Here is a 12,658-nt window from a genome sequence, read left to right on the forward strand (position 1 = left end):
GTGGATCTCACGACTCTGAATCCCTTACAGCAACGAATTCTACAGTTGATGAACTTCCCGACGGAGATTTATACCCGCTTAGGTCCGCAATCTGACGACCCTCCCTGAAAATGAGCGAACCGTAAGTGATCAGGCATCACTACAAGAGCATAAATCTGGTATCTTTGCTGATTGAAGAATAGACAAACATCTAAAACAACTTTTTGAGCTTCTGGGGTTAAACCTTGTTTTTCCCAAGTACTAAAAGTAATGAAATAAATTGCGCCATCCAGAGTCCAATGCGGTAGATCGCCTCGATAGGTGATTTGCAATTCAGGTTTCTTAAGCTCTGGAAATTCCAACCCTTGTGGAACAGGCATCCTGCCTGTGGCTTGCTGAGATGAAGAAGACAGGCAGGATGCCTGTTCCACAGAGATATTGATTAAGCTGTCAGAACTAGGTTTGCTATTAATGAGATTACATAGATCAACATAATCTGAAGCAAAAGCATCAGCACACGAATGCCAAAGTAGACCTATTCCAGCAACTTCTGGATAGTTCCACATTAAATTTAGAGAATGCTGTGCTGAAGCTGTCTTTGAGCCTGCTCTTGAAGAATCCCAATGTGCAAGCCGACAGTTCATATCAACGCATCGATCGAGTACCAAAGCCAGATAAGTTGCGATCGCTTCTACCTTATCCGGTTCATACTCTATCTGCAACTTAGCTTTAACATCATTGAGTATTTCAACATAAGTTACTAGCGTTAGAAGCTGCCGAGGATTAAACATATCTTTCCAGGTAGGACAGAAGATTCTAATTTGCTCATCTAAATCTTTTCCTTCTGGAATTGCCTCTACAGGAATAGACGCTTCATGCAAACTTAGTTTCTTGTTCAATACATCTTCTGCTTTGGCTACTCCTGCTAAATCTCCCTCAGTAGGAACTCTGAAGCAAAGTGTCCCTTTACCCTGCTTGTAAGCAACCGCATAAAGAGCTTGATTTAATTTTCCAAGCTTTGCAGCTTGCATAATCACTGCATTTTCAATCACAGAATCACAGTTTGGGCATTTTCCTACTGCTCGGCTGATTGTAATTTCTACTTCTGGATCATATTCCCAATCCTCTGTGGGACAGGCATCCTGCCTGTGATCCTCACCTTGTTTAGGCAACAGGCTAGAAGCCTGTCCCACAATGGTATTTCCCTTCCCTTTCCTACCCTTTACTAATTCAAAATCAACTCGCTTCTGTTCAGGATTCGGAATTGGTCTAACAGCACACCACTTGTTTAGGTTCTGCTTCTCAGGGCGTTTATATAACCACCAATTCGGGCTTAAAGGTACTGTCGATTCACAGTTCGGACAAACAACAGTGTGCGCCCAGAGATAGTTCTGAACTTTCTCGTTCGGCAAAGATGGAAAAAACTCAGCAAGTCGCTTCTCTGCCTCATCTCCCACCCACTTCACCCACTTATCAATATCCTGCTGCAAATCAGGACCAAACTTCAGCGGATACTCGATCGCCGCTTTCATCGTCACCACTGCCACCGGATTGAGATCTGATGCCAACACCTTCAGCCCATACCGCGCCGCCTCAAACGGAATACTCCCGCCCCCCGCAAACGCATCCAACACCGTCGGCGTTTTCGTCCCCCACTGCTGTTCACACAACTCCTGCACCCGCGCAATCCGCTCCGGCGACGGCGGCGTTTTATACAGCTTCGTCTCTTTGTTGCGAAACCTGCGCCACTCCAACCCCAGCAAATACTCAAATTCCTCGATCGACACTCCATCCGGCAACAGCGACCCCAACACCGAAGCCCGACTGAACGACAAGGGTTTACGCGAATACCACCGATGCAACCCCTTAAACGGATTCCCCCCATGTTCGTGATACACCTGCTCATTCAGGAGCTTCACAGGCATAATCTTCTCGATAAACACAGGCTTCCGGGTCGTCATAATCGGGATCTCATCGCGCTGTCCGTTGATATTTTAGACGGTTGATCGAATTCCCGCCGATAACTCTTAAATGTCGTGTAATCTGTAGAACAAAGAAAAATTCAGCGTTTTTGTATTCTTGGTCTAAACTGAAAGATCAACAAATTCCAGAAAATATGGGTATTCTGGAATAGTACAAATGCTTTGAGTCAAAAAGCTAAATGAAAGGAGAGTTGCTCAAACGGTTATTTAGAGCGATCGCTAGCGAAGACAAAGAGGCGATCCAAAGCCTCATGACCCTTGTGGTTGAAGAAGAACGTAAAAAAGGACATCTAACCCTTGCCGAGCAACTCTCCAGCATCGTTAAAAGAGGAATGTCTAACAGCTCTACAATTCCACTCCCTCCAGGACTTCCAGCCCCACCTCCAGGACTTCCCAAATCTGCCTTTCCAAGGGGCATCTCCTCTCGTCCTAACCTAAGTGAGCCACCCAGCACCCTCAGTCCACTACCAACGAGCAAACGCTCCAATCACCCGTTGGTCATCAGCATCCCCCGCGATCGCCTCAAGCACCACATGATTTTGCCCGATGACACCGAAGAACGCTTTCGACGCATTGAGCGAGAATATGCCGCCCGCGATCGTTTAGCTCACTATGGCTTGCAATATCGTCAAAAAGTGCTGCTTTACGGCTCTCCAGGTTGCGGTAAGACAATGGGCGCAGAACGCCTCGCTTGGAATACTGGACTACCTTTCGTAAAAGTTCGTTTTGATGCCCTAGTATCCTCCTACTTAGGGGAAACAGCTAGCAATTTAAGAGAAGTCTTTGAGGTGGCAGCCCAAAATCCTTGCCTCCTGTTCATCGACGAATGTGATGCGATCGCAAAATCCCGCGAAGATCATCAAGAAGTTGGCGAAATCAAACGAGTCGTCAACGCTTTCTTACAACTTCTAGACGAGTTTGAATCGACAAGCGGACTTTTGGTAGCCGCAACCAACCTCGACAAATCACTCGATGAAGCAATCTGGAGACGATTTGATGATGCGATCGAAGTACCAAAACCTACAGAAAGGGAAATTGAGGCTATCCTAAAACAGACCCTTTCCTCGGTCACAATTGGCACGATCAACTGGGCAACCATCCTTGAGAAAATGCAAGGATTTTCCGCAGCAGAAACTGTCCGGGTCGCCCAAGATGCTGCTAAACGTGCCATCCTCGACCGAGAAGAATTGGTCATCCAGGAACATCTGGAAGTATCAATTCAAGAACTTCGAGCCGCTCATGCCTAACGCCTCCCAACAGTTCCCGCACATTTTTCTCAAGTTTGTAAAAAGCGGAACCGCCGCATCTGGTGGTTTTCCAAGACCAACTCAGCAATCGCTAGCCAATAAAGGAGATGCGGGCGGGCACGGAGGTAGACTCAAGACATCTGTTTCATCGATCGTCTCAGACTGGCAAACTGTTCGAGAGCAACGCAGCCAAGAAGGAAAGCCTGATTTACCTGACGCTGCACCATTAATTCTCAAAGTCGATCCCCAAGCTTTTGATGCCGATAAGCTCAAGAGTTTTGGCATTGAAGTCATTCTTGAACTAGAAGACGGCTATATCATCGGGGCTTCCGCAGATGCTGGACTCACTCAATTGCAGGAGAAGATTGAGAAGTTTATGCGTGAAGAATACGGTAGTGGCAGAGTCGCGCAAATCTATGAGGTTTTAGAAGGAAGGCTTGGACGACTGGAGTATATCCTCTCAGAAGAGTTGATGGCACGATGGGATCAAATCAAAGACGATGAGAGCTACGTTGTTGAAATCGGTGTTGCTTGCGTCGGCTTGACCTCACAATTCTCTGACTACCCACGTCGCACAGAAGAAGAAACGGATGAACACTATGCTCAGAAAATTGCTCGGTGGAGCGATCGCCGCCAACAAACGGAGCAAGAGTGGAATGAACTTCTGTGGAAGCGGCAAGATGATTTTCTAGATTTTATTCAGAATTATCAGCACGAAATTATCCAAGATGCTTCTTGGGATGATCGATCACACGTCGCACTCTTACCAGATAGTTTTTCTTGTGTCATTGAGATTACAGGCAAGGGACTCAAAGATGTCGTAATCAACTTTCCATTTGTATTTGATGTTAGCGAACCTGATCAGTTTGCTGAACCTACGATCGGCGTTCCATTTCTTCCAAGTCCAGAGCCAACTTTTATGCTGGAGCCGCCCAGTCTTTTAGCGCCAAGGGTTTGCGTGATCGACAGCGGAATGCAAGAGCAACATCAATACCTTGCCAGTGCCATTGATACAGTCCATTCGCAATGTTGGATTCCTGGCGAGAGCCATCGAACTTCCGATGATGTTACAGGCGGTGGTCATGGAACTCGTGTGGCAGGTGCAGTCTTATATCCAAGAGGGCTTCCTAAATCAGGCAGTCATTCAGCAGTGTGTTGGCTACAAAATGCCAGAGTTCTGAATCGGGATGGCATTGTGCCCAAAAAGCTCAACCTATCAGAGGTGTTGAACGAGATCGTTGAGTTCTACTACAATCGCACGGGAACCCGCATTTTCAATCACTCCATCACAGGTTCTGTTCCTTGCCGCTTACAGTACATGAGCGCATGGGCAGCGGAAATTGATTACCTAACTTGGCGGAGTGATATTCTCTTCATCCTAGCTGCGGGAAACATTCCAATTTACCGAGGAATAGGGTTAGGACTCTCTCGCCGCACCATCTATGAACATTTTGAGGCTGGACTATCATATCCAGAATATCTTCTCAAATCCTCTTCACGGATTGCAAACCCCGCTCAGAGCTTTCAAGCCTTAACGGTTGGCTCGATTTCGCACACTACTTATGAGGTTCCACCCATTCAATCGATCGCAAAAGAAGATTACCCATCAGCTTTCTCCTGTTCAGGCTATGGAATCTGGGATTCGATTAAGCCTGATGTCGTTGAATACGGTGGAGATTTGGCAATGGATTCTGGTCAGCCTCCCAGTTTCCCAAATATCCCAGAGCTTTGTCCTGAATTAGTTCGATCCACGACAGGAGGCACACCGCTGAGTGATCAGGGTGCGGTCAGAACTTCCTATGCTGCACCTAAAGTTGCTCACATTGCTGCTGTACTGGCAGCAACTTTCCCTCAAGCAAGCTGTCTCCTTTACCGTGCGTTAATTGTCCATTCAGCGCGATTACCTGAATGGACAAATAGCTCCAATGAAAAGCTTGCTCAGGCAATTTAAATGATGGGGTATGGTTTACCCAATCTAGAACGTGCATTGGGAAATGCTCCCAACCGCATTACGCTCGTCACAAACGAGGATGTCTTGATTAGTGCGCGTCAAGCTCATATCTACCAAGTTCAACTTCCACCGGAGTTACAGTCACTCGCGAGTGAGTACGATGTTTTGATTGAGATTACCCTTTCTTACAAAGCAGAACCGCGTCGTACTCGTCGGAACAAGCGGAAATACTTGTCCACTTGGCTCCATTGGCAGTGCAGTCAAAAGGGAGAATCCTCCGACAAGTTTTTGGAAAGAGTTCTCAATGACTACGAAGCCCAAGAGGATGAAGAGGGAGGCGATGGTGACTTTGCATGGACTTTAGGACAGCAGAAGAACTATGGAAAGATGAGAAACATCTCCAGAGGGACAGGAACCGCCCAAAAAGATCGGGCTATCGTACAGCCCGACAAATTACGGGAAGCATTCTGTATTGCTGTCGTCGGACATAAAGGCTGGAACAACGATCCCACGGCTTTAGTTCCGTACTCTCTAGCTGTCAGCTTTGAAGTGATGAATGCCAACGTCCAAGTATATACCTCCTTTGTAGAAGCTCAAGTGCCTTTGCAGGAGCAAGCCCAACTCGAAATTCAGCAAAAAGTCATATTCTAGGGGTTTCTCTCAAACTATGTAAATTAACCGACGCTGCTACTCTAGATGGCAACCGCGATCGCTTACAAATCGAAGAAACGATCCGCTGTGAACTCTCGCTTCAGGATGCCGCGTGACTGACTCTGCTTCTGTTTTTTTCATCGCTCCCTTCGGGGTGGCGAAGCCGTCGTGGATTGGAAAGTTGATATGTTGCTCAAGCCCTGCAAGAAGTCGGAGCAACCGTAGAGAGTTTTGAACCGCATTTTGCACCCGATACACCAGATACCGTATAGCTTCCCAAACTTAGTCAACGCGGATGGTTCGTACTGATCAAAGATGACAATATTGGACGCAATCCGTTAGAGCAGATCGCGTTGCCTTCGACGCACGAAACGCGATCGCACAATCTCAAGCCAGAGTTTTCATACTCGCGATCGGCAACTTAACGGGACACGAAATGGGCGCAATTTTCGCTGCCGCATTGCCAAAGATGCAGAAACTTGCGAAAAGTCATCGATCGCCCTTCATCGCACGGGTTTACGAAAACAGCAAAGTATGGATGTGGCAGAATCACAAACGCCTCAACAAACTGCTGGCGCAATTTGCAGAAGAGGACACTCAGAATTTTTGAAGCGATCGCATTTCCCATTGCGAGATCGCGATCGCTTCTATATTCTGGCTAGTTCAGAGCTTGCTGAATCGCTTCCTTTAAGCGATCGCAACAGCAGTCCATTTTGGCTTCGCTACCATTCAGAATCGATCCCTCAAACCGAATGTTTTGAGCAGATTGACCATGAACAGGGCAGCGAATTGCAGACAGCGCATCAATAACTTGCTGTTCCGCTGCTGCCTGAATTTTGTCCTGAATTGAAGACAGAATTGTGTCTCCTGACCAATTGAGTTCCATTACAAGATTTTCCTAATTAGGGGACAACACAAACCAACCGCCCATCAGATTTGCTGCGATTATTTTGCCAATGCAAAGCACGGAGGTTAGACAGCAGATCGCTACCTCCTTTAGATTTGGGCGTGATGTGATCAAGTTCCCAACCATACTCCGAAGTTTTACCGTAAGAATAACGGTAAATCCATGCGCCACATTGGTCTTGCCGCCACAGATTAGAGTCGTAGCCTTGAACGATCGTCGCCTTATTCCAAGCTTTTTGAACCGTATCCGAAGAGATGCTCATACGAGTAGCTCCGTCTAAAAAATAACTGTTCAGAATGATAGCTTTATTTTCAAACAATGATCAAAATATTTTTAGAGAGTTGAATTCTGTTCCCAATTGCAAAGGATTTTTAACTTGGCGATCTCAAAAATGAAGGAATGTGACAAACTGGATCGGCGTAAATTCTGTAAGTTTATGGATGGGAGGAAGAAGTGCTGATTCAAGGGTTTCCCCGGCAAATGGTTATCGCGTTGACTGGATTGAAGTCGGGGCGTTTGAGCTACTTTGATCAAACGGGACTGGTATGCCCAGAGAAGGTTGGTGATCCAAAGCACCCACAGGTTGCTTACTCTTGGGAACAACTTCTAGAACTGAAAGCAATTCTCAAACTGCGAGAGCAAATCTCGCTTCAAGAAATTCGACAAGCCATTGAATTCTTCCGAACTTCCGGGCATGAACCTTGGCTTTATAACAAAAAGCTGATCTTCATCAACTCAACGCTATTTGTTGAAACTCCACAACAGGGACTAGCAGAGCGATTGCTCATAGAGGTTTCTGGTCAACATCAAGGACAACTCGCGTTTCAGTGGATTGATCCGCTAGGAGACTTGGAACAAGAACTCTGGCAGGAAGCAGAGCGAAATCCAGCAGTCGATTTTGCAAGTTTTAAGGAACGAGCTAAACGACGAACAGCAGCTTAGAGGCATTCACAATTAACCTATTACAGACGTTGATCGCATCAGTCTCCTAACAGCACTCGAATTGCTCTCAATGCCTGACTCCGCTTTCCATTGCTGACTTTAGCAAACCAGTAGTGCGCTTCTTCATTGCTCATTGCCTGAACTCCAGCCGCAATATTAGCAATGCGCTCAGGCTTGGAGAGGGGCTGAAGGGTCTGAAACAAAAGGGCAAGATTGACCCCAGATGTTTCATCTAATATGTAAGGTGTCTGACGCTGTTGATTCAACGTTTTTGGGTCGTAATTATTCGCTTTGAGGCAGGTGTAGATCGCTTGCCGCGCCTGCACCAAAGCTTGTCCCTTCAACCGACCAATCCGTTTGGCAGCCGATCGCTTCTTCTCCCCAGCTTTTTTGTACGCACATTGGTACAACTCCAGCGCGAAGTTGTTGTTATCGGTGGGGATGACTTTGAGTTGAAACTCCTGCATACTCTAAGTCCTAAGCGTCTGACCTCTACGATCGTAAAAGAAACTTCGTCAGTATAATACCTGGATTGCCAAATTGAGCCGCTCCACCGGATTTCTTCCCAAAGCCTGCTCGATCGCTTTCATCTCCACGCCTTGCGGTTCAACGGGGGTCGCAAACTCAAAGATAATTTTGAGCGCCACTTCTGCCCGAACGTTTGCCGTCCCAAGCAGCGCGTTCGTGGGGGCTGAAAAGCTTTGAAAGCCTTTGACATTGCCCTGATATTCCATCCGCACGAATTGATCCGCGACATCGATCGTCACAAATTGTTCAATCCGCATCGGATAACGCATCAACAGCGGTAGAGCCGTCGTCAGTTTGCGATAATCCATGACCTGAGAGACAGACAGTTCTAATCGAGTGATCGCGCTAATTTTGTCATCGTGAATGCGATCGCGCAGGTCGTTAAAGACCCCATTCAAACTGCCGTCGAGATGGAAAAACTCTGGTTTAGTGGCAAACAGGTCGATCGTATCGTGAGCCGTGGGAGCCGCTCCACTCGCTGTTGGGTAAGTTTGAACTTTCGCTTTGGATTCTGCGGCGGCGGTTTCTCCTTCCCCATAATCCGCGACCACCCGAAACACCGTCGTTTGAGTAATGTTGCCTTCATACTCATCCGAGGGCAGGTAATTGCCAGCCACCAAAACACCATCCTGAAACAATTTTACCGAGAGTGCGCCCGATGCCTTCCACCGCACCCGCACAGGTTTATTGGGCTGCGTACTCGGCATCACTTGAGCATTGATCTCGATTTCGCGGGGTTTCGGCGGCTCCAGAATGCCCCGTCGATACAACACCATTCGATCTGAGAACTCAATGATGTCAGGTGGAATCAGGGGAGCCGCGTCGGTTTTGATGTAGACCCGCTCACCTACTTTCAAATCCCATTGTCCCAAAGTCAACCCCTGCTCGATCGTTGTTCTCAGTTTCGAGGTTTCAGCATCCGAGAACAAATTCAGTCCCAAATCTTTCGCAAACGCTTCTCTTAATCCCTTGGTGCTGATGGAGTCGAGTCCCGTTGCCCAAACTTTTTGCAGCACATAAGCTGAAGCGTAGGGTTGGGCATCGTCCGGGCGAATCTTCTGGCAGTCTTTCAATGCCTTGAGAATCGCCTCCTGCTGATTGTTTTTGCCCTTCACGTCACTCGCGTCTTGAGCAGGTAAAGGATAGTGCATCAATCCTTTTGGAGCTTTAACTGGATCATTTGAGGGATAGAATAAGTGACGATAGGCATTTGTTAGCGCGATTCGCACATCTAAATTCAATCTGCCTTCTCTGCTCTTCAGTTCTTTCTGCTGACTTTCAGATAGATCGTCTAGTCGATTTTGAGATTTAAGGATGTTTTGAATAGCTCGGTACTCCCGTGCCACATCGATCGCCCGTTCCAATTCTGACTGATTCGCCAGCAAAAATAGCAGCCGATTCCGAAAGAGACGAAACTTGCCAGAGTCCCCAGTGTTGCTAAAAATCTGCTCGACGATCGCAGGCGCAGCATCGATCGAAGATTGCACCGTTGCCTCATTAAAATCAATCACACAAAGCGCGATCGTATCTGCTCCATCATCGACATCGCTAGGGCTTTCCGGCGACGAAACCAGAGTGAAATAACGATTGGCGAAGATTGTATCTCGACGCGATCGCAAGTCATCTTTGGCTTCACTGCGCCCGACTTGCTCTTTCTCTTCGGCAATGATCTTATTGATCGAGGGTTCTTCTTTGAACCGAGAAATCGAAGTGATCGGATCGTGATCGAGATACCAAGCAACAGTACTCAAGCGTTCGATCGCACTGTCTACAAATCCAGGTTCGATACCGGGAGTCAGCAAAGATAAATTCAGTTCAGCGCGGCGAATGCCCGCAACGATGCCCTGATTGATCGAATGTAAGAAAATGGTGCGCCCAATCCAGGTCGAGAACGGTGGCTTTCCTGCTGCTAACCAGTCCTGATCTTGCAGTTGAGCATGAGCCTCACGTCCGTTCGCGTTGTAAATGTCGGCTTGAATCGGCAACCGCATCAGGGGACGTTCCAAACGAGAGGTTAGCTCGTTGGTAATCTCTTCATTCACTCCGATCGGTAAGTGGTGCGGGTGAATCATTGGCATCCATTGAGTCGGGTCACGCCAGAGATCACGAGTCGCGATCGCGAATAGTCTCAATGCCCCACGGGTTCGATTGAAGTTGGGAATGGATGCAATCTTCTTAGTCAACAGGTTGAACAGTTCTGGATGAATCGGGTAGCTCGACTCTAATGTTTGGGCGTAAGTTGCATCCTTGCAAGCATCCGGCAAATTGACTCGACTAGAGCGGTAGGCGTTGAGGTACTCTTGAGCCGCTTTCTTGGCAGCTTTCTCATCCACGCGACTAAACAACCGCTGCTTGACGATGTTGTAAATTTCAATGTCTGTACTGGGGCTGAGAATGCGTTCCTGACGTGCAGAAGCTCGAACGGTTTCCTGAAGTTCTGCGGTTTCATCGGCAAACGTATCTGAGGACGATGCCAGCGAGTAAACGAACACTAAATTACTGCAAGCCCCTGCTAAGTCCATCAGCGCAAATAGAAACGCGACGACCTGTTTCGAGAGATCGCTATTGCCGACGATGACTGCTTTCGATTTCCGCAAATACTGGGCAATTTCGTCTAGCACAATCAGCGTCGGACGATCCTGAATCAACTGCTGCAAAACTCCAGTGCCGGGACTCACCTTTTTCTCATCCGAACCGCGCAGCAGACTAAAGCCCTGAATGCCACCGATGCGGTAGGCGATTTCGCCCCAAAGGGTGTACGTGGTAATTCCGGTTTCTGGGTGAAAGTCGCCATTGGTCGGGTCGAGATCTTGACACGCGATCGCGGCAATCTGAACAGGCGTTGCCGGGATTTGATCGAGGCGATCGCACAATCGATCTAGCCCAGCAATTTGCCGCCCGTTCCGAGCAATATGCCAAAGCGCGATTTCGTCGTGGGTTTTGCCACCGCCAAAGCTGGTTTCTAGCCGGATTACGGGGGAACCAACCGTCGTTCCTGCCAATCGTCCAAACACTTCAGTAATCAGCGTTTTTAACCCTGCTGTGGGAAAGGTGTTGGCAAAGAAAGCTTCCGGGTCTTGGTAGACCTTGGGGGCATTGCCATCGACGACGAGTTTGAGCTTGGCAGCAAATAAATCCAACGACAGTTCGCCTGAGAGAATTTCGTCTCTGGGGGTGCAAGTTTCAAAAATCGATGGCAGCACAATTAATCTCTCCTGTCGTTGCGGTTCTTCGGCGCACAAACCGCTTTTATTGTGGCACTGTCAGTCAAAATTGTCACAACGCAGAACAGAGAAGGCGCTAATTTTTGATGATGAGAGAGATGAGTCCAAACTGCATTCTATTCAGGCTAATATTGCCGTCGTCCTTCAAATGGCACAATGGAAACGACTGCGATGTGGTTTAGGTTAAGTTGTGGCGGTCTAAATCGAAGTACAGGAGTGAGAAAGTGGAGTATCGCGGTCTTTTAGACGGAATTGGCTACGTGAGCAATTCGACGCAGATGGCGGTTGCCCGCTCCATTAATCAGACGCTAACGCTGCGAAATTGGTTGATCGGTGCATATATCATCGAGTTTGAGCAAAATGGGGACGATCGCGCCAATTATGGAGATGCTCTGATTCGGCGACTGGCGAAAGATTTAGCCGCCCAAGGATATTCAGGACTCTCTCGCAGCAATCTCGTGAGCTTCCGTAAGTTTGCATTCGTCTATGCAGCGCTGGCAAAAAACCAGACACTGTCTGGACTATTTACAGCCTTGGCGGAAGGGGTCAATTTTGCGTTTGGGGCATCGGATGAGAAAAGCCAAACGCTGTCTGGTTTTTCTGAAGTATCCACCGGTTCTCCCGACCAAGCTACCCAAAGCCTTTCTCTACCAGCTTTTCGGTTTCCTTCCTTGGAGGCACGAGCCGACTCAACAGAATCCTTTGCTTGGAAGAATGATGATTACTACCTGAAGCTGTTTCGAGTGGTTAGCTGGTCGAATCTGATGGAACTCTGCCGCATTGATGACCCGTTGAAGCGGACATTCTACGAGCTAGAGTGTGTCAAAAGTGCTTGGTCGAATCGGGAACTGAAGCGGCAAATGAATAGTCTGCTGTTCGAGCGAGTTGGGTTATCACGAGATGCTTCTGGATCGCAAGGTGGATGTGGCAACAGTGGATATGTTGAAAGATCGTCTTCGCGATCGCATCTTGACCGAGGCTATCGAGCTATGAGGCGCGACGCTGACCGACTGCAAGATATTCTAGATGCAATTGTGGCAATTCTAGGATTTGCGAAGAATATGACTCAACCGCTCTCATTTCTTGACTCGCTTTCTGAGCAAGCGACACTGCTATAGTTTTAAGGGATCTGCAACTAAATAGAATCCCCAATTTTACGCAGTCGGAACAATCGTGATATCCCACTTCGGCAACAACTCAGAACGCTGCCAAAACGGGAGGTATGTTTCTAGCTCTGGAGGCAAGAC

Annotated in this window: 11 protein-coding genes; 6 read left to right on the forward strand and 5 right to left on the reverse strand. The window is 47.8% G+C overall.

The window, feature by feature from the left end; all coding sequences use genetic code 11:
• Window positions 1-68: 68 nt before the first annotated feature.
• The gene (locus ACQ4M5_RS41055) at window positions 69-1,940 is read right to left on the reverse strand and encodes a DUF1156 domain-containing protein (RefSeq protein WP_430681568.1); all 1,872 of its coding nucleotides are present in this window, start codon (window positions 1,938-1,940) and stop codon (window positions 69-71) included.
• A gap of 200 nt (window positions 1,941-2,140) precedes the next feature.
• On the opposite strand from ACQ4M5_RS41055, the gene ACQ4M5_RS41060 reads away from it, so the two are divergent.
• The 4 genes from ACQ4M5_RS41060 (at window position 2,141) to ACQ4M5_RS41075 (ending at window position 6,420) form a co-directional block, all read left to right on the forward strand.
• Window positions 2,141-3,208, forward strand: coding sequence for an ATP-binding protein (locus ACQ4M5_RS41060; RefSeq protein WP_430681569.1), 1,068 nt, complete (start codon window positions 2,141-2,143; stop codon window positions 3,206-3,208).
• Window positions 3,201-5,159, forward strand: a complete 1,959-nt coding sequence (locus tag ACQ4M5_RS41065; protein ID WP_430681570.1) for a S8 family peptidase — start codon at window positions 3,201-3,203, stop codon at window positions 5,157-5,159. The genes ACQ4M5_RS41060 and ACQ4M5_RS41065 overlap by 8 nt, the downstream gene beginning before the upstream one ends.
• Window positions 5,160-5,810: a hypothetical protein gene (locus tag ACQ4M5_RS41070; RefSeq protein ID WP_430681571.1), complete on the forward strand. Its 651-nt coding sequence runs from the start codon at window positions 5,160-5,162 to the stop codon at window positions 5,808-5,810. It abuts the gene before it with no gap.
• Between the two features lie 436 nt (window positions 5,811-6,246).
• The gene (locus ACQ4M5_RS41075; protein ID WP_430681572.1) at window positions 6,247-6,420 is read left to right on the forward strand and encodes a hypothetical protein; all 174 of its coding nucleotides are present in this window, start codon (window positions 6,247-6,249) and stop codon (window positions 6,418-6,420) included.
• A gap of 48 nt (window positions 6,421-6,468) precedes the next feature.
• On the opposite strand, the gene ACQ4M5_RS41080 is transcribed toward ACQ4M5_RS41075, so the two are convergent.
• On the reverse strand, window positions 6,469-6,696 hold the full coding sequence (locus tag ACQ4M5_RS41080) for a hypothetical protein (protein ID WP_430681573.1): 228 nt from the start codon (window positions 6,694-6,696) through the stop codon (window positions 6,469-6,471).
• Window positions 6,697-6,712: 16 nt separating this feature from the next.
• Window positions 6,713-6,979 (reverse strand): HNH endonuclease signature motif containing protein, encoded by a 267-nt coding sequence (locus ACQ4M5_RS41085; protein WP_430681574.1) that lies wholly within the window; start codon window positions 6,977-6,979, stop codon window positions 6,713-6,715.
• 218 nt (window positions 6,980-7,197) lie between these two features.
• On the opposite strand from ACQ4M5_RS41085, the gene ACQ4M5_RS41090 reads away from it, so the two are divergent.
• A complete protein-coding gene (locus ACQ4M5_RS41090) occupies window positions 7,198-7,659 on the forward strand; it encodes a MerR family transcriptional regulator (RefSeq protein ID WP_430681575.1) in 462 nt (153 codons plus the stop codon).
• A 38-nt stretch (window positions 7,660-7,697) separates the two neighbouring features.
• On the opposite strand, the gene ACQ4M5_RS41095 is transcribed toward ACQ4M5_RS41090, so the two are convergent.
• Together ACQ4M5_RS41095 and ACQ4M5_RS41100 are read right to left on the reverse strand one after the other, a co-directional pair.
• The gene (locus ACQ4M5_RS41095) at window positions 7,698-8,126 is read right to left on the reverse strand and encodes a DUF7680 family protein (RefSeq protein ID WP_430681576.1); all 429 of its coding nucleotides are present in this window, start codon (window positions 8,124-8,126) and stop codon (window positions 7,698-7,700) included.
• 48 nt (window positions 8,127-8,174) lie between these two features.
• Window positions 8,175-11,390 (reverse strand): ATP-binding protein, encoded by a 3,216-nt coding sequence (locus tag ACQ4M5_RS41100; protein WP_430681577.1) that lies wholly within the window; start codon window positions 11,388-11,390, stop codon window positions 8,175-8,177.
• A gap of 245 nt (window positions 11,391-11,635) precedes the next feature.
• On the opposite strand from ACQ4M5_RS41100, the gene ACQ4M5_RS41105 reads away from it, so the two are divergent.
• Window positions 11,636-12,529, forward strand: coding sequence for a DUF1016 N-terminal domain-containing protein (locus ACQ4M5_RS41105; RefSeq protein WP_430681578.1), 894 nt, complete (start codon window positions 11,636-11,638; stop codon window positions 12,527-12,529).
• Window positions 12,530-12,658 lie beyond the last annotated feature (129 nt).

Origin of the sequence: Leptolyngbya sp. AN10, assembly GCF_050565645.1 — a bacterium.
Taxonomy (GTDB): Bacteria; Cyanobacteriota; Cyanobacteriia; order Leptolyngbyales; family Leptolyngbyaceae; genus Leptolyngbya.